The organism is Variovorax sp. AB1(2024), assembly GCF_037482385.2.
Lineage (GTDB): Bacteria > Pseudomonadota > Gammaproteobacteria > Burkholderiales > Burkholderiaceae_C > Variovorax.
The window spans coordinates 552,332-569,101 of record NZ_JBBHKP020000001.1 but is presented as its reverse complement, the minus strand read 5'-3'; the positions used below and the strand labels follow the sequence as shown (position 1 = coordinate 569,101).

The window sequence follows — 16,770 nt, the reverse complement described above, 5'->3', positions numbered from 1 at the left end:
ATTCATATACATTTCGTATATAAAAACAGACCATGGGCATCGTCAAGATTTCAGACCTCATGCATGAGAACCTGCGCGTCGCGGGCAATGCGCTGAGCCGTTCCATCAACGCGCAGGCCGAGCACTGGATGCGCATCGGCATGCTGGCCGAGCTGCACCCCGAGCTCGATCACCGCGAGATCTGCCAGCTGCTCATCCGCGCCGAGCAGGCCGGCGGCTTCGACCTGGCCACCGTCTCCGGCCTCGTCGAACCGCCGCCGCCCGCGCCCGCTGCCGCTCCCGCCGCACGCAAGCTGGCCGGGGCGCGCGCATGAGGGCCGCCGCCGCACCGCTCAAGTCGCCCGACGAAATCGCGATGGCGCGCGCCGCGGGCCGGCTGGCCGCCGAGGTGCTGGCGATGATCGGCGAGCATGTGAAGCCCGGCGTCACCACCGAGGAGCTCGACCGCATCTGCCACGACCACATCGTCAATGTGCAGGGCGTGGTGCCCGCCAACGTCGGCTACCAGGGCTACACCAAGACGGTCTGCACCTCGGTCAACCACGTGGTCTGCCACGGCGTGCCTTCGGCGCAGAAGGTGCTGAAGAAGGGCGACATCATCAACATCGACGTGGCCGTCAACAAGGACGGCTGGTTCGGCGACTGCAGCCGCATGTACTTCGTCGGCGAGCCCAGCCCGCTGGCGCGGCGCCTGGTGGACACCACCTACGAGGCGATGCGCGCCGGCATCCTGCAGGTGCGTCCCGGCGCCACGCTGGGCGACGTGGGGCATGCGATCCAGAGCGTTGCGCACCGCGAGCGCTTCAGCGTCGTGCGCGAGTACTGCGGGCACGGCATCGGCCAGATCTACCACGACGATCCCCAGGTGCTGCACTACGGCCAGCCCGGCCAGGGCCTGCGGCTGGAGGCCGGCATGGTCTTCACCATCGAGCCGATGATCAACGCCGGCCGCCGCGAGACCCGCGAACTGCCCGACGGCTGGACGGTGGTCACGCGCGACCATTCGCTGTCGGCGCAGTGGGAGCACATGGTCGCGGTCACGGAAGACGGCTTCGAGGTGCTGACGCCCTGGCCCGAAGGCACGGGGCGCTATCCGGCCATTGCCTGAGAGGGCGGCGCTCCCGCGTCGTTTCCGTCCGACGCGGGCGACAGGCAATCCTGCATTGCCGTGCAGGACAACGCCGCGTCCTGCTTTTCGGGTGTCTTGCAGGCCGATGGCTGTGGCATCTTCGTTCCCCTGTCGCGCCGCCTCCTGGCGCGCATCGCTTCAAGCAGGAACAACACCATGATCAAGATCGGCATCGTCGACGACCACGCCGTCGTCCGCACAGGCCTCAAGGCGTTCTTCTCCACCTTCGTCGATTTCCGCGTGGTCGGCGAGGCCGGCTCCGGCCGCGAGGCCATCGACCTCGTTCGCACGGCCGACATCGACGTGCTCGTGATGGACCTTTCGATGCCCGGCCAGAGCGGCATCGACGCGCTCGCCATGGTGCGTGCCAAGGCGCCCGACCTGGGCGTGCTCATCCTCAGCGGCTATCCCGAGGAACACTACGCGGTGAACCTGATCCGCCAGGGCGCATCGGGCTATCTCAACAAGGAATGCGAGCCCGAGGAAATCGCCAAGGCGATCCGCACGGTGGCGCTGGGCCGCCGCTACATCTCTCCCTCGGTGGCGGAGCTGCTGGCCGGCCAGCTGGAGCGCAAGGACAACGCGCCGCCGCACAAGCACCTGTCGGAGCGCGAGTTCCAGGTGTTCCTGAAGCTCGCCAAGGGCGAATCGGTGGGCAGCATCGGAGAGGCGCTGTCGCTGTCGGTGAAGACCATCAGCACCTACCGCACGCGCCTCATGGAGAAGATGAACCTCTCCACCAACAGCGACCTGACGTACTACGCGATCAAGACGCAGCTGATCGACTGATCGCTTGAGCACGCAGCCTTCGCGTCCTCACGTGCAGCGCCGAGGGACGCTCAAGACCATCGTCTGGACTTTCGTCCTGACGCTGGCCGCCACGCTGCTGGTGCTCAACTTCACCAGCGGCGAGAAGAAGCTCGACGAGCAGGTCAAGCGCGAGTACGCGCTGCATGATGCGCAGTACCAGCGCGCGCTGGGCGTGATGCTCGGGCCGCCCATCACCGGCGGCAACCGCTTCGAGGCCTTCCAGAACGGCGACCGGATTTTTCCGCCGATGCTCGCCGCCATCCGCGGCGCCAGGCGCAGCATCACCTTCGAGACCTACATCTACTGGTCGGGCGACATCGGGCGCGAGTTTGCCGACGCGCTCTCGGAGCGCGCCCGCGCCGGCGTGAAGGTGCACGTGCTGCTCGACTGGGTGGGCAGCGCCAAGGTCGATGGCGACTTCATCCGCGAGATGGAAAGCGCCGGCGTGCAGATCCGCAAGTTCCACAAGCCGAGCTGGTACGACATCGCGCGCATGAACAACCGCACCCACCGCAAGCTGCTGGTGGTCGACGGCCGCACCGGCTTCACCGGCGGCGTGGGCATCGCGCCCGAATGGACCGGCCACGCACAGGACGCCGAGCACTGGCGCGACTCGCACTACAAGGTCGAAGGGCCGGTGGTGGCGCAGATGCAGGCCGTGTTCATGGACAACTGGGTGAAGGTGTCGGGCGACGTGCTGCACGGCGAAACCTACTTCCCGCCGATTCCCTCGATGGGCGACGGGCGCGCCCAGATGTTCAGCAGTTCGCCTTCCGGCGGCAGCGAGAGCATGCATCTCATGTACCTGCTGTCGATCGCGGCGGCCACCAGGACCATCGACCTGTCGAGCGCCTACTTCGTGCCCGACGACCTGACGGTGGGCGCGCTGGTCGCGGCCATGAAGCGCGGCGTGCGGCTGCGCATCATCACGCCGGGCCCGATCATCGATTCGCAGACCGTGCGCGGTGCCTCGCGCGCGGCGTGGGGTCCGCTGCTGGAGGCGGGCGCCGAGATCAGCGAATACCAGCCGACCATGTTCCATTGCAAGGTCTTCACGGTCGACGGCCTGCTGGTGTCGGTGGGCTCCACCAACTTCGACAACCGCTCGTTCCGCCTGAACGACGAGGCCAACCTCAACATCTACGACGAGGCCTTCGCCGCCGAGCAGACCGCGCAGTTCGAGGCCGACCTGCGCCAGTCGAAGCGCCTGACGTACGAGGCCTGGAAGGATCGCCCGCTGCACGAGAAGGCGATGGAGCACCTGGCGGCGCTGCTGTCGTCGCAGCTCTAGCTGCTGCGCGGGCGGCAGGCCGCGCGCACGATGCGCGCCGTCGGGTTGGGCTTCATGTCCAGGAAGCGCACCGGCTTGGGGGCGTTGCTGTAGTCCGCGCTGCGGTGGGGCTCGCCCTGCCACAGCGGCTGGGCGTAGAAGCGCGCCGCCACGTAGCTGGCGCGGCCCGCCTGGCAGTCGAACACCACGCGAGACTCGTACGAACGGTACGGAATGCCGTCCCAGTTGACGCGCTGCGCCGCGCGGCTCACGCGCAGATTCATGGCCTTGGCGGCGTCGCCCGGTGTGTCCTGGAGCGTCACACGGTCGGGGTCGACCTGGACCGTGTCTGCCAGCTTGTCCTGCGGATCTCCCGTCACCGTGAACCAGCCAGGCTGCGCATGCGCGATGCAGCCGACCATGCCGATAGCCAACAGCCAGTGCTTCACGACGGACTCCAGGAAAAGAAAAAAGGGGGAAACGATGAAACATGAATTTACATTGGCCGCTGGCCCTACGCGTGTCGGACGACGCCGAAGGTCCGCGCCGAACGACGGGGGCGCGGGGCACACTCGCGCGATGACCACCCTGCACAGACTTTCCATCGACGTGAGGCCCGGCATTGCGGTGTCGGCCCTTGCGATGTCGCCACCCTCGGCCGAGGCGTGCCTGGTGCTCGCGCACGGCGCCGGCGCGGGCATGGCGCATCCGTTCATGCAGGCCGTGGCCGAGGGCCTTGCCGAGCGGCGCATCGCCACGCTGCGCTACCAGTTCCCCTATATGGAGCAGGGCAGCAAGCGCACGGACGCACCGCCGCTGGCGCATGCCACGGTGCGCGCGGCCGTGGCATGCGCCTCGGCGCGCTTTGCGGGCGTGCGCCTCTTCGCGGGCGGCAAGTCGTTCGGCGGGCGCATGACGTCGCAGGCCCAGGCGCTGGAGCTGCTCGCGGCCGTCGAAGGGCTGGTCTTCCTGGGCTTTCCGCTGCACCCGTCGGGCGCGCCCGCAAAGGCTGCCGGGCGCGCGGCGCATCTGCGCGAGGTGGACGTGCCCATGCTCTTCGCGCACGGGCCGCGCGACACGCTGGCCGAGCCCGCGCCTTTCGACGACACCGTGCAGGCGCTGGGTCCGATCGCCACCGTGCTGGAGATCGAGGGTGCCGACCATTCCTTCCACGTGCTCAGGCGCACCGGCCGCACCGACGAGCAGGCGCTGGACGAAATGCTCGACGGCATCGCCGTGTGGATGCAGGCCTGGCGCATCGGCTGAAGCCGGGCGGCGCGGGTCGTCCTTCGCCTACGCCGTGTCGCCCGATGGGACGACGCCGCGGCATCGCGGATCTTTCAACGATGTGTGTTCGACAGACAGCAAACAGATCATCAATTGAAAGGATCACCGACATGGCATACACAGACGCATCCCTCGACACCCTGCAGGCAACCGGCCCCGCGCTCGCCAACGACGAAGTCGTGGACGTGCTCAACGACCTGCTCGAGAACTCGCGCGACGGCGAATACGGCTTCCGCGCCTGCGCCGACGAAGTGGAGAGCCCGGCGGCGAAGCAACTGTTCGCCAACCGCGCCGAAGAATGCCGCAAGGCCGGCAGCGAACTGATGGCGCTCATCACGGCCTACGGCGGCAAGCCGGCCGATGGCGGCACCGCCAGCGGCGCGCTGCATCGCGGCTGGGTGCACGTGAAGGGCTCGCTGGGCGCCAACAGCGAACTCTCGATCCTCGAATCGTGCGAGCGCGGCGAAGACACCGGTGTCGCGCGCTATCGCAAGGCCCTGAAGCAGAACCTGCCCGCCGACGTGCGCAGCGTGGTTGCTGCCCAGGCAGAAGGCGCCCAGCGCAACCACGACCAGATCCGCGACCTGCGCAACGCCGCGCGCGCCCGCGACTGATCGCCCACGCGCTCCAGCGCATGAAGGCCGGGCTTGCCCGGCCTTTTTTCATGGGCGCCCCGCGCTCCGGGAATTCCCGGATGCCCAGCACCTTGCCGCGATGGGATAGTTAGTTCGCCCTTCAAACTAACTAATTTCTTACACGGCTTATCCCTGTGGGGCGCACCAACTCAGGAGAGACATCGATGCAACTGAAACACACCCTGGCCGCCATGGCCTTCGGTCTCACGGCCGTGGGCGCGATGGCGCAGACCGTGGTCGGCGTGAGCTGGTCCAACTTCCAGGAAGAGCGCTGGAAGACCGACGAGGCCGCCATCAAGGCCGAACTCGAGAAGCTCGGCGCCAAGTACATCAGTGCCGATGCGGGCGGCTCTCCGGAGAAGCAACTGGGCGACATCGAGGGCCTGATGTCGAAGGGCGCCAAGGCGCTCATCGTGCTGGCGATGGACAAGGACGCCATCCTGCCGGCGGTGACCAAGGCCACGCGCCAGAAGGTGCCAGTGGTGGCGTACGACCGGCTGATCGAGGCGCCGGGCGTCTTCTACATCACCTTCGACAACGTCGAAGTCGGCCGCATGGAAGCGCGCGAGGTGCTCAAGGTCAAGCCCAAGGGCAACTACGTGATCATCAAGGGCTCGCCGAGCGACCCGAACGCCGACTTCCTGCGCGCCGGCCAGCAGGAGGTGCTCGACGCCTCCATCAAGAAGGGCGACATCAAGATCGTCGGCGACGAATACACCGAAGGCTGGAAGCCCGAAGTCGCGCAGAAGAACATGGAGCAGATCCTCACCAAGAACGGCAACAAGGTCGACGCGGTGGTGGCGGCCAACGACGGCACGGCGGGCGGCGCGGTGGCGGCGCTCACGGCCAAGGGCCTGCGCGGCATTCCGGTGTCGGGCCAGGACGCCGACTTCGCGGCGCTCAACCGCATCGCGCTGGGCACCCAGACCGCGACCATCTTCAAGGACTCGCGCGAACTCGGCCGCGAAGCCGCCGCCGCGGCCATCGCGCTGTCGCAGGGCAAGCCGGTCGACAAGGCCGGCACTTGGAACTCCGGTCCGAAGAAGGTCTCGCTGCAATCGCGCCTGCTGACGCCGGTGCCCGTGACACGCGACAACCTCGACGTCGTGGTCAAGGCCGGCTGGATCAAGAAGGACGAGCTGTGCAAGGGCGTGACGGGCGCCAGCGCGCCTGCGGCCTGCAAGTAGGCAAGCAAGCCAGCACGGATCACCCGCGCAACGCGCCATCGGCCGGCCGTCCACGGGCCCGGCCGGAGGTGGGCGCGCTCCTGTCTTTGTCCCGAAGGGGGTCTGAAAAATGAGCAATCCAACACCGGGCTGGTGGCGCCGCACGGGCATCGACCTGCGCCTCGTGCTGATGTGCGTGCTGCTGGTCGTGATGGCGGTGGTGTTCAGCGTCATGTCGGGCGGCGTGTTCCTGTCGCCCGAGAACCTTTACAACGTCGCGCAGCAGACGGCGGTGGTCGGCATCGTGTCGACCGTCATGGTGCTGATCATCGTGGCGCGCCACATCGACCTGTCGGTCGGCTCGGTGATGGGCTTCGTCGGTGTGCTCATCGCGTACCTGCAATACACCTCGGGCTGGTCGTGGCCCACGGCCTGCCTGGCGGGCCTGGCCGTGGCGCTGCTGGTGTCCATCTACCAGGGCTGGCTCACGGCGATGCTGGGCGTGCCTTCGTTCGTGGTCACGCTGGGCGGCCTGATGTCGTTCCGCGGCGCGGCCTTCCTGGTGGCCGACGGCAAGACGCAGCCGGTGAACGACGAATTCTTCCAGCGCCTGGGCGGCGGCTACGACGGCGGCATCGGCGTCACCGCGAGCTGGGTGATCGCCGGGCTGGTGGCGGTGGTGCTGTTCGCGCGCATGTTCCAGAAGCGCGCGGCGCGCGCGCGCCACGAGATGCCCAACGAGCCGCTGTGGCTGGAGCTGCTGCTCACGGCGGTGCCGGCGGCGGTGGTGATCGGCTTCGCGGCGGTCATGAACCACTACAAGATCGATTCGAAGGACGCGCCCCAGGGCATTCCGATTCCGGTGCTGATCTGGGCGGTGGTGGCCATCGTGCTGTCGTTCATCGTGCACCGCACGCGCTTCGGCCGCTACGTGTTCGCGATGGGCGGCAACCCCGACGCGGCGGCGCTGGTGGGCATTCCGGTCAAGCGCGTCACGCTGATGCTGTTCGCGCTGCTGGCGGTGCTGGTCACCATCGCGGCCATCGTGTCGATCGCGCGGCTCAACGCGGGCACCAATTCGCTGGGCACGGGCATGGAGCTGTACGTGATCGCGGCGGCCGTCATCGGCGGCACGGCGCTGGCGGGCGGCAGCGGCTCGATCTTCGGCTCGGTGCTGGGCGCGCTCATCATGCAGTCGCTCGACAGCGGCATGCTGCTGCTCGACGTGCCCATCGGCAAGCGCATGGTCATCATCGGGCAGGTGCTGATCGTGGCCGTGGTGTTCGACGTTCTCTACCGGCGCAAGTTTGGGGAGAACTAGGGATGAACTTGCATTGCTGTTCAGGGCGCGATCACGCCGACGGCGTGCTCCTTTTCGCGAATGTCCCCCGCCCTTCGGGCTCCTCCTTTATTTCGCGAAAAGGAGCCCCCCGCCGACGTGACCGTTCAGTGCGGTCGTTGATCGGCCGGACGCCGGCAGCGTGCCCTCTTGCGCAGGGCGCCGGGTGCTCCCCGCAGCGAAATAAAGGAGGAGGCCGCAGGCCGGGGGACATTCGCGGAGGGGAGTACCCGGTGGCCTGTGCAAGCACCCCGAACAGCAGCAAACGACCCACCCCGGAAACAGAATGAGCGACACCACCGACACAACCAAACCCCTCGTCGAACTGCGCGAGATCCGCAAGTCCTTCGGCGGCGTCAAGGCCGTGGACGGCGTGAGCGTCAACCTCTATCCCGGCGAAGTGGTCGCGCTGCTCGGCCACAACGGCGCGGGCAAGTCCACGCTCATGAAAATGCTCGCCGGCGCCTATCCCATCGACTCCGGCGACACCCTGATAGCCGGCGAGAAAGTCAACATCCGCACGCCCGCCGAAGCGCAGGCGCAAGGCATCGAGACCATCTACCAGACCCTTGCATTGGCCGACAACCTCGACTCCGTGTCGAACCTGTTCCTCGGCCGCGAGAAGATGACGCGCTGGAACACCCTGGACGACCACTTCATGGAAGTGCAGGCGCGCAAGGTGTTCCACCGGCTCAACAAGAACTTCACCAACATCCGCGTGCCCGTGCGTCGCCTCTCCGGCGGACAGCGGCAGGTGGTGGCCATTTCTCGCGCGCTGTACTTCAATGCGCGCATCCTCATCATGGACGAGCCCTGCGCCGCGCTCGGCCCCGAGGAGACCGCGATGGTCGGCGGCCTCGTGAAGCAGCTCAAGGCCGACGGCGTGGGCATCTTCCTCATCACGCACGACATGCCCGACGTGTTCTCGCTGAGCGACCGCCTCGCCGTGATGAAGAACGGCAAGCTGGTTGGCACCTACCGCACCGCCGACGTCACCGAGGACGAAGTGCTCGGCATGATCATTGCCGGCAAGCGGCCCGAAGGCAAAGAGCAGGCCCATCACGCCGACACCGCGGCCGCCTGATGTGACCACCATCGGCGACCAGCAGCTCGTGAAGCGCATGAACCGCAGCGTCCTGCTGCGGCTGCTGCGCGCGCAGCCCGGCCTCTCGCGCGCGCGGCTTGCCGGCGAGAGCGGCCTCACCAAGTCGACCGTGAGCCTGCTGGTGCGCGAGCTGATCGACGAGGGCTGGCTCAGCGAATCGGGCGCGGCCGTGGCCGACGGCCTGGGGCGGCCTTCGACGCCGCTGCGCATCAACGTGGGCGTGCGCGCGCTCATGGGCGTGGAGATCGCCGTGGAGACGGTGCGCCTCGTGTGCATGTCGCTGCAGGGCGAGGTGCTGTATTCGGACACCCGGGCTCTGGCCGACAGCGCGCCCGCCGGCGTCTGCGCGCAGGTCGCGCGCATGGCCTCGGTCGCGCATGCGCGGCTCGAGCAGCTCGGCCTGCGCCTGTCGAGCATCGGCGTGTGCATACCCGGCGCGGTGGACGACTGCACCGGCGTGGTCCGCTTCGCGCCCAACCTCGGCTGGCGCAACGTGAGCCTGCTGCCCGCGCTGGAGAAAGCCTTTGCCGCCGTGGGCCTGCCGCGCGTCACCGTGCAGCTGCAGAACGACGCCGATGCCGCCGTGCTGGGCGAATACGAGTTCGCGGCAATGGAAGGCCAGGAGGGCGAAGACCCGCTGATCTTCGTCAACTGCGACGTGGGCGTGGGTGCGGGCGTGGTGCTGAACGACCGGCTCTTCACCGGCGCGCAGGGCATGGCCGGAGAGATCGGCCACACCATCCTCGAGCTCGACGGGCCGCCGTGCTCATGCGGGCGGCGCGGCTGCGCCGAGGCCTTCTTCGGTTCGCGCGTGCTGCTGCGCGAGGGCCGCGACATGCAGCGCGCCGCCGCCTTCTTCGGCGTGATGCTGCAGAACCTGTGGGTCACCTTCAACCCGCGCGCGATCGTGCTGGGCGGCAAGGCCTGCACCGATCACCGCGACTTCGTGCAGGCGGCGTTCGAGAGCGTCCACCGGCACGCCGACCGCGCCGGCATGCCGGCACCCGAACTGCGCACCGCGCGCTACGACGCATTGGCGCCGGCGGTGGGCGCCGCCGCGCTGGCGCTTCACGAATACCTGCGGCCGCTGCAGCCCGACGCGAAGGCGCGGCGCGCGCGCGCGCTGGCCCGCGCCGCCGTCTGAACGTTCAGTCGTCCGCGGCGGCCTGCGCGGCGTCGTCATGCCAGCCGCGCAGCCGCCGGTACAGCGTGCCGCGCGACACGCGCAACTGCCGCGCCGCCTGCGAGACGTTGCCGCCGTGCGCGGCGAGCGTGTCCTCGATCAGCTTGCGGCTGTGCTCGCGCAGCGTGCCGGCGGGCCATGCGGCCTCCGCGGTGTCGGTGCCCGCCTGGCCTTCGGTGGCGGTGGTTGCAATGGCCGGTACCGCGATGCGTTCCAGGGCCGCTGGCGCCGTCTCTCCGGGCATCGCCACGGCATGGCGGAAGTCCGCGCCGTTCGCGCCCTTCAGCTGCGCCTGCACCCATACGCCGAGCCCGCTCGCCAGCCGCAGCGGCTGCGCCGCCTCGCGCCGGCCGAGCCGCATCAGGCTCGCGAGGTCGTGCCCCAGCAGGCATTCGACATCGCGTTCGTCCGCCGCCTCGGGCAGCCGGCCCAGCAGACGCGCGCCCGCGTTGTTGAGCCAGGCGATGGTGCCGTCCGGCGCGATGCCGGCCAGCGCCTCCAGCGGCGTGCCCAGCAGCGTGGGGCTCGCCTGGAAGCGCAGGATCAGGTGGTCGCGCGACTGCGCCTGCAGCAGCCGGTTCTCGATGGTGGTGGCGTAGAGCGCCACCATCGCCGCCGCATCGAAGCCGAAGCGCCGCGCCTCCACCGTGAGGTCGAGCACGCCGGCCAGCCGGCCCGTGACATCGCGGATCGGCGCGGCGGCGCATTGCATGTGGCACAGCACGTCGAAGTAATGCTCCGCGCCGTCCACCGTGCAGGCCTGCCCGGTGCTGGCCACGATGCCCGGCGCGGTGGTGCCCACCACGCGCTCCGAAATGTTCACGCCCACCCGCGCGGTCTTGCGCAGCACCGGCTGGTGCGCGGCGGCGGGCTGGTCGGTGACGTGCACCAGCACGCCGTCGCGGTCGGTCAGGATCACGCGGCAGTCGGTGCCCGCGAGCATGTTCTCCATCTGCGCGAGTTCCTGTCGTGCCACCTCCAGCAGCTCGCGGTTGCGCGCCAGCGTGGCGTGCAGCCGGCTCGGCGTGACCGCGTCGAAGGGCACGATGCGCTGGCGGTCGGTGTGCGTGCGGCTGCAGCGCAGCCACGACTGGATCACCGCCTCGCCCACCAGGCCCGAGGGCCGCACGCCTTCTTCGAAGAACTGCCGCCGCGCGAGCGCCACGCGCTGCGCCGGCGTGCTGGCAAAGAGCTGGCGCGGCGCATCCGCCGTGCCTAGCCTGCTGTCGAACTTGCCTTGGGACATGGGTTCGCCGCCTCCCTGTATTCGGGACCAGCAGCGAATGTGTTCCGCAATGGAACAGCGACGGATTGGGGAAATCCCGAAGGTGAACGCGAGGCCGGCGCGAACGATCCTTGCGGCACAAAGGAGACCTGCGATGAAAAGAACACACTCCGGGCTGCTCATGCTCGCCGGCGCGCTGCTGTGCCTGGGCGCATCGACGGCGGCCACGGCCCAGAACGCACAGGAGCGCGCAGCGGCCGCCACCGCGCGCGTCGACGGCAATTTCATACGCGCCAACGCGGCGCAGAAGAAAACCCCCGACTGGCCCAGCGTCGGCCTCGACTACTCGGAGTCGCGCTTCAGCAGGCTCGACCAGGTGAACACCGGCAACGTGAAGGACCTGGGGCTGGTCTGGTCGTACAACCTCGAGTCGACGCGCGGCGTGGAGGCTACGCCGCTGGTGGTGGACGGCATCATGTACGTCACCGCCTCGTGGAGCGTGGTGCACGCCATCGACACCCGCACCGGCCAGAAGCTGTGGACCTTCGATCCGCAGGTCGACAAGTCCAAGGGCTTCAAGGGTTGCTGCGACGTGGTGAACCGCGGCGTCGCCATCCATGAGGGCAAGGTCTACGTGGCCGCCTACGACGGGCGCCTGATCGCGCTCGACGCCGCCACCGGACAGAAGGTCTGGGAGAAGGACACGCTCGAAGGCCAGAAGGGCAGCTACACCATCACCGGCGCGCCGCGGGTGTTCAAGGGCAAGGTCATCATCGGCAACGGCGGCGCCGAATACGGCGTGCGCGGCTTCGTCACCGCCTACGACGCGAAGACCGGCGACCAGAAGTGGCGCTGGTTCGTGGTGCCCGGCGACCCGAGCAAGCCCTTCGAAGACGCTTCCATGGCCAAGGCCGCGAAGACCTGGGACCCGAGCGGCAAGTACTGGGAAGCCGGCGGCGGCGGCACCGCGTGGGACAGCTTCGCCTTCGACCCCGAGCTCAACCTGATGTACGTGGGCACCGGCAACGGCTCGCCGTGGTCGCACAAGGCGCGCAGCCCCAAGGGCGGCGACAACCTCTACCTGGGCTCGGTGGTGGCGCTCGACCCCGACACCGGCAAGTACAAGTGGCACTACCAGGAGACGCCCGGCGACAACTGGGACTACACCTCCACCCAGTCGATGATCCTGGCCGACATGAAGCTGGACGGCAAGCCGCGCAAGGTGCTGCTGCATGCGCCGAAGAACGGCTTCTTCTTCGTCATCGACCGCACCAACGGCAAGTTCATCTCGGCGAAGAACTTCACCGAAGTGAACTGGGCCACCGGCTACGACAAGAACGGCCGCCCGATCGGCGTGGCCGCCGCGCGCGACGGCACCAAGCCCAACGACGCCATCCCCGGCCCCTTCGGCGCGCACAACTGGCACCCGATGTCGTTCAACCCGCAGACCGGCTTCGCCTACCTGCCGGCGCAGCACGTGCCGATCAACCTGATGGACGACAAGGACTGGAAGTTCAACGAGGACGTGCCGGGCCGCCCGCATGCGGGCCTGGGCTGGAACCTGGCCAAGTTCGCCAACGTGGAGCCGCCCAAGAGCAAGCCCTTCGGCCGCCTCGTGGCCTGGGACCCGGTGGCGCAGAAGGAAGCCTGGGGCGTGGACTATGTGTCGCCCTGGAACGGCGGCACGCTCACCACCGCCGGCAACCTGGTGTTCCAGGGCACGGCCGACGGCCGCCTGCTGGCCTACAACGCCAAGACCGGCGAGAAGCTCTGGGAAACGCCCACCGGCACCGGCGTGGTGGCGGCACCCTCGACCTACATGGTGGACGGCAAGCAGTACGTGTCGGTGGCGGTGGGCTGGGGCGGCGTGTACGGCCTCGCGCAGCGCGCCACCGAGCGGCAGGGGCCGGGCACCGTCTACACCTTCGCGGTGGGCGGCACGGCCAAGATGCCGGACTTCGTGCAGTACCGCATGGACAAGCTGGTGCAGGGCGTCAAGTACGACCCCGCCAAGGTCCAGGCCGGCACCATGCTCTACGTGAGCAACTGCGTCTTCTGCCACGGCGTGCCGGGCGTGGACCGCGGCGGCAACATTCCCAACCTCGGCTACATGGACGCGGCCTACATCGAGAACCTCGACAAGTTCATCCTCAAGGGCCCGGCCATGTCGCGCGGCATGCCCGACTTCACGGGCAAGCTCTCGGGCGAGGAGATCGAGAGCATCAAGGCGTTCATCCAGGGGACGGCGGACGCGATCCGGCCCAAGTAGCGGGAAGGCTCAGCCCGCGAGCCGCAGCTCCTGGATCAGCCCGGCCACGTTGCTCACCTCCAGCTTGTCGTAGATCGACTGGATGTGATTGCGAACCGTGGCCGGCGAGCGGCTCAGGATGGTGGCGATGTCCTTGTGCGTGTCGCCGCGCGCCAGCAGCTCGGCAATGGTGCGCTCGCGCGGCGAGAGGCTGTCCGCGCGGCAGCGGGTGCGGCTCTTCAGGAACAGCAGGCGCTGCTCGACATGGTGCGTCACCACGATCCCGTGGCCGCCGTAGCGGGCGTGCCCTTCCAGGAAGTGCTTCAGCAGCGGCGCGGGCAGCGTGCGCCCGTGCCACGCGGGCCACTCCGCCTTCAGCGCGGCTTCGAAGAGGCCGTCAGCGTGATACAGCACGCCGCGCAGGTCGCCGATGGCCGAGCCGCACGCCGGCGGCCCGCCGGGCTCCAGCCGGTCCAGGTGCACGATGCGGTTGAGCGCCAGCGCCTGCATCACGTGCGGCATCAGGCTGGCGAGCAGCTGGCGTTCGTCTTCGGTGCCCTGGGCGTCGGGGTCCGCCCGGAACAGGCTGACCCAGTGCACGAAGTTGGTCTGCCGGTTCACGTCGGAGCTGATGAAGAAGTTGGCCTGCTCGAAACGCCGGCCGTAGTCGCGCAGTTGCGACTGGTCCGGCCGGTGGAACCATGCGTCGGCGTTGAACGCGAGCGTCGAGGTCGGCCGCTTCCCCACCTCCACCGCCGCGGTGTCGAGGTGCTTGACCTCTTCATAGGCGGTGAGCATTTCCGCCGGCTGGTTGTGCAGGTGGATGGTGTGGATGTCGATGCCGCTGGAAGTGCTGGTGGCCGTGCCCCACATCGACGAGTCGAATGGCAGCACCGGCTTGATGAGGTCGAGCGCGGCGTCCTGGAATGCGTCTATCGGCAACTCGTGCGATAGCCGGTAGAGCTGCAGCAGCAGCGTGCTGAAGTCTTGCAATGCGACCGGTTTTTTCATCTGGCCTTTTTTCCCTCGCCCCTGCGCAGCGCGCATCCCATGTTCTGGTGGTTTCCGTGGCCCGCTCGGAAGTTACCCCGTCGCGGCGTTTCAAGAATGGTGCATTTGCATCATTTGTTTCCACAAAAGTGAAAGCTATGGTTTGCGGAACCTCCGGTCAAGCGAGGTCCAACCCTTGGAGAAGAACCAGACATGCCCGCATTCATCCAGAAAATTCCCGTTGCCCTGTCCGCTGTGACGCTCGCGCTTCTCGGCGCGTGCGGCGGCGGTGGAGGGGGCGGCGGCGGCATCGGCGGCTTGCCGGTTTCGCTCGGCGGCGGCCAGCAGCCCGCCGCCCCTGCCGCCGACACCACGGCCCCTGCCACCACGCTGAGCGGCACGGTCGCCACCGGCGCCGCCTTCGCGGACGCGGCGCTCACCGTGTTCGACCAGACCGGCGCCAAGGTGTGCGAAGTGAAGGTCTCCGCCGAAGGCGCCTACAGCTGCACGCTGCCCGCCGGCACCAAGGCGCCGCTGGTGATCCAGGCCGTGCGCGACGACCTCACGCTCTACAGCACCACCGCCAGCGCCGCCACCGGCACGACCAACGTGACGCCGCTGACCACCATCGTGGTGGCACAGCTCGCGCCCAACGGCGACCCGTCGAAGCTGGCCGCCGCCATCCAGGCCGACCCCGGCGCTGTGACCGCGGGGGCGATCACCGACCAGGTGAAGAAGCTCGTGTCCGCGCTGCAGCCGCTGCTGGATGCGCTCAACATGAGCATCGACCCGATGAGCGGAGAGTTCAAGGCCAACGGCACCGGGCAGGACCGCGTGCTGGACACGATCAACGTGTCGGTGCGCCCCGACGGCGCGGCCGCCAACATCGAGATCACCGTCAAGGCGCAGCCGGCCGGGGACGACAGCCCGCCGGTGTCCATCGTGTTCCGCAGTGGTGACGCCACCATCGCGCCGCTGCCGGCGGTCGACGCCGCCGCGCTCGTGCAGCCGCCCACGCCGGCCATGGTGCAGGAGCTGCTCGAGCGCATCAACGCCTGCTATGCGCTGCCGCTCGCGCAGCGCGTGGACAGCACCATCAACGGCGACGGCAACGCCTTCGGCACGGCGGCCAACGTGGTCGCGCCGGCCTGCCGCAGCCTGTTCGTGGACGACAACCCGGCGAGCTACGTCTCGGCCGGCGGCGCGACCATCGGCCGCGACAGCAGCGGCGCGCGCCGCCCGTTCGAGAGCCTGTTCCGCACCGGCCCCACCAACCTGAAGCACGACCGCGGCAACTTCGAATACTTCTATCCCAACGGCGACATCGCACTGACCTACCGCTGGACCGACGTCGTGGGCAACACCGACAACGACGTCTTCAACGCGAAGATCGTGGGCGGCTCGCTCAAGCTCACCGGCAGCAGCAACCCCTACCGCGCCTCCGTGCGGCCGCTGCTCGAGATGAAGGATTTCCTGAAGCATCCGAGCCTGCTGTACCGCGCCTCCGGCTACACCCTGAACGTGGACAACGTGGTGGAGCAGGGCAGCTCGAAATTCTCTAAGGTGGTGGTGACCAGCAGCGTGCTGGGCGACCGCCAACTGGTGCTCGTGCCGCGTGCCGGCCTCAACACGCTCGTGCTCACCGCGGATGGCACGGCCACCGGCACGGCCATGAATTCCGCCATCTGGCGCATGGCGACCCGGTATGTCGAGCCGGCGCAGCAGCCCGAGCCGAAGACCTTCGAGACCGGCAACCTGTTCGCCTCGCCGCCGTACACGGACACCCAGCTGAGCGCGATCGCCGACCAGACGGTCTGGCGCATGGAGTTCTTCCACGCCGCCGGTGGCGACAACGTGGTGCAGTACGTGCGCACCTTCTCTCGCGCGCCGAGCATGGCGGAAGCAGCGCAAGTGCCGCTGGTGGAGATGACGCCTGCGCTGCGCGCCGAACTGTTCCAGGAAACCCAAGGCGTGGGCCGTGGCATCGTGTTTCCGGCCCCGGTTCCCTCGGATCCGGGCGCCAACAACATCGACTTCAGCGCCGAGGGCAACCTCGACGGCTGGCTCGTACCCGCCGGCGCGCTCGCCCCGACCACGTTCATCGTCAGCGGCCGCGGTCCCAACAACAACCGCTTCGCCGATTCGGTGACGCTGCGCAACACCGCGCGCAAGGCCGTCATCTATTGCCAGCCGGTGGCGAACTCATCCTCCGACAACCACTGCGCGCAGGTGGGGGCCAACGCCTACCAGTACGCGGAGGGCAGCTCGGTCAGCAGCTTCATCTTCACGGCGCGCAGCGCGCGCCAGGTCGACCAGCGCAAGAGCTTCGAAGTGTGGACGGTGACGCCGCAGCCCTGATCCTGCAGGTTGCCCGCGCATGAAA

15 protein-coding genes are annotated in these 16,770 nt (G+C 68.4%); 12 read left to right on the top strand and 3 right to left on the bottom strand.

Annotated elements, in window-relative coordinates; translation table 11 throughout:
* The first annotated feature begins 32 nt into the window (after positions 1-32).
* From WIX39_RS02760 to WIX39_RS02745, 4 genes are all read left to right on the top strand, one after another.
* Positions 33-314 carry a ParD-like family protein gene (locus WIX39_RS02760; RefSeq protein WP_409194452.1) on the top strand — a complete coding sequence of 94 codons (282 nt, stop codon included), beginning with the start codon at positions 33-35 and terminating at the stop codon, positions 312-314.
* Positions 311-1,108: a type I methionyl aminopeptidase gene (map, locus tag WIX39_RS02755; RefSeq protein ID WP_409194451.1), complete on the top strand. Its 798-nt coding sequence runs from the start codon at positions 311-313 to the stop codon at positions 1,106-1,108. The genes WIX39_RS02760 and map overlap by 4 nt, the downstream gene beginning before the upstream one ends.
* Before the next feature lie 177 nt (positions 1,109-1,285).
* Positions 1,286-1,918 (top strand): response regulator, encoded by a 633-nt coding sequence (locus WIX39_RS02750; protein WP_081267540.1) that lies wholly within the window; start codon positions 1,286-1,288, stop codon positions 1,916-1,918.
* Positions 1,919-1,949: 31 nt separating this feature from the next.
* Entirely contained in the window at positions 1,950-3,230 is a 1,281-nt protein-coding gene (locus WIX39_RS02745; RefSeq protein ID WP_285414063.1) for a phospholipase D-like domain-containing protein, read from the top strand.
* Here the strand turns inward: WIX39_RS02745 and WIX39_RS02740 are convergent.
* Positions 3,227-3,658, bottom strand: coding sequence for a surface-adhesin E family protein (locus tag WIX39_RS02740; RefSeq protein WP_234382235.1), 432 nt, complete (start codon positions 3,656-3,658; stop codon positions 3,227-3,229). The two genes, WIX39_RS02745 and WIX39_RS02740, sit on opposite strands and share 4 nt — an antisense overlap.
* 130 nt (positions 3,659-3,788) lie before the next feature.
* On the opposite strand from WIX39_RS02740, the gene WIX39_RS02735 reads away from it, so the two are divergent.
* From WIX39_RS02735 to WIX39_RS02710, 6 genes are all read left to right on the top strand, one after another.
* On the top strand, positions 3,789-4,475 hold the full coding sequence (locus WIX39_RS02735; RefSeq protein ID WP_409194450.1) for an alpha/beta hydrolase family protein: 687 nt from the start codon (positions 3,789-3,791) through the stop codon (positions 4,473-4,475).
* 131 nt (positions 4,476-4,606) lie between these two features.
* Positions 4,607-5,110, top strand: a complete 504-nt coding sequence (locus WIX39_RS02730) for a ferritin-like domain-containing protein (protein WP_081267450.1) — start codon at positions 4,607-4,609, stop codon at positions 5,108-5,110.
* 185 nt (positions 5,111-5,295) lie between these two features.
* The gene (gene xylF, locus WIX39_RS02725) at positions 5,296-6,318 is read left to right on the top strand and encodes a D-xylose ABC transporter substrate-binding protein (RefSeq protein WP_081267451.1); all 1,023 of its coding nucleotides are present in this window, start codon (positions 5,296-5,298) and stop codon (positions 6,316-6,318) included.
* A 109-nt stretch (positions 6,319-6,427) separates the two neighbouring features.
* Positions 6,428-7,618: a sugar ABC transporter permease gene (locus WIX39_RS02720; RefSeq protein WP_106936488.1), complete on the top strand. Its 1,191-nt coding sequence runs from the start codon at positions 6,428-6,430 to the stop codon at positions 7,616-7,618.
* A gap of 304 nt (positions 7,619-7,922) precedes the next feature.
* Positions 7,923-8,720, top strand: a complete 798-nt coding sequence (locus tag WIX39_RS02715) for an ATP-binding cassette domain-containing protein (RefSeq protein WP_409194449.1) — start codon at positions 7,923-7,925, stop codon at positions 8,718-8,720.
* Position 8,721: 1 nt separating this feature from the next.
* Positions 8,722-9,885: an ROK family transcriptional regulator gene (locus WIX39_RS02710; protein ID WP_106936490.1), complete on the top strand. Its 1,164-nt coding sequence runs from the start codon at positions 8,722-8,724 to the stop codon at positions 9,883-9,885.
* Between the two features lie 4 nt (positions 9,886-9,889).
* Here WIX39_RS02710 and WIX39_RS02705 read toward each other — a convergent pair whose 3' ends face one another.
* On the bottom strand, positions 9,890-11,170 hold the full coding sequence (locus WIX39_RS02705; RefSeq protein WP_106936491.1) for a helix-turn-helix domain-containing protein: 1,281 nt from the start codon (positions 11,168-11,170) through the stop codon (positions 9,890-9,892).
* A 133-nt stretch (positions 11,171-11,303) separates the two neighbouring features.
* On the opposite strand from WIX39_RS02705, the gene WIX39_RS02700 reads away from it, so the two are divergent.
* Positions 11,304-13,418 (top strand): PQQ-dependent dehydrogenase, methanol/ethanol family, encoded by a 2,115-nt coding sequence (locus tag WIX39_RS02700; RefSeq protein WP_106936492.1) that lies wholly within the window; start codon positions 11,304-11,306, stop codon positions 13,416-13,418.
* A 9-nt stretch (positions 13,419-13,427) separates the two neighbouring features.
* Here the strand turns inward: WIX39_RS02700 and WIX39_RS02695 are convergent, their stop codons facing one another.
* Positions 13,428-14,408, bottom strand: coding sequence for a helix-turn-helix transcriptional regulator (locus WIX39_RS02695; protein ID WP_106936493.1), 981 nt, complete (start codon positions 14,406-14,408; stop codon positions 13,428-13,430).
* Between the two features lie 192 nt (positions 14,409-14,600).
* On the opposite strand from WIX39_RS02695, the gene WIX39_RS02690 reads away from it, so the two are divergent.
* On the top strand, positions 14,601-16,745 hold the full coding sequence (locus WIX39_RS02690; RefSeq protein ID WP_106936494.1) for a hypothetical protein: 2,145 nt from the start codon (positions 14,601-14,603) through the stop codon (positions 16,743-16,745).
* Positions 16,746-16,770: the final 25 nt, after the last annotated feature.

Excerpts from the sequence above, each read along its gene's own strand:
- WIX39_RS02695 (WP_106936493.1), bottom strand. The coding sequence starts at position 14,408 with ATGAAAAAACCGGTCGCATTGCAAGACTTCAGCACGCTGCTGCTGCAG.
- WIX39_RS02705 (WP_106936491.1), bottom strand. The coding sequence starts at position 11,170 with ATGTCCCAAGGCAAGTTCGACAGCAGGCTAGGCACGGCGGATGCGCCG.
- WIX39_RS02735 (WP_409194450.1), top strand. The coding sequence starts at position 3,789 with ATGACCACCCTGCACAGACTTTCCATCGACGTGAGGCCCGGCATTGCG.
- WIX39_RS02720 (WP_106936488.1), top strand. The coding sequence starts at position 6,428 with ATGAGCAATCCAACACCGGGCTGGTGGCGCCGCACGGGCATCGACCTG.
- WIX39_RS02760 (WP_409194452.1), top strand. The coding sequence starts at position 33 with ATGGGCATCGTCAAGATTTCAGACCTCATGCATGAGAACCTGCGCGTC.
- WIX39_RS02690 (WP_106936494.1), top strand. The coding sequence starts at position 14,601 with ATGCCCGCATTCATCCAGAAAATTCCCGTTGCCCTGTCCGCTGTGACG.
- xylF (WP_081267451.1), top strand. The coding sequence starts at position 5,296 with ATGCAACTGAAACACACCCTGGCCGCCATGGCCTTCGGTCTCACGGCC.
- WIX39_RS02730 (WP_081267450.1), top strand. The coding sequence starts at position 4,607 with ATGGCATACACAGACGCATCCCTCGACACCCTGCAGGCAACCGGCCCC.
- WIX39_RS02750 (WP_081267540.1), top strand. The coding sequence starts at position 1,286 with ATGATCAAGATCGGCATCGTCGACGACCACGCCGTCGTCCGCACAGGC.
- map (WP_409194451.1), top strand. The coding sequence starts at position 311 with ATGAGGGCCGCCGCCGCACCGCTCAAGTCGCCCGACGAAATCGCGATG.
- WIX39_RS02700 (WP_106936492.1), top strand. The coding sequence starts at position 11,304 with ATGAAAAGAACACACTCCGGGCTGCTCATGCTCGCCGGCGCGCTGCTG.
- WIX39_RS02715 (WP_409194449.1), top strand. The coding sequence starts at position 7,923 with ATGAGCGACACCACCGACACAACCAAACCCCTCGTCGAACTGCGCGAG.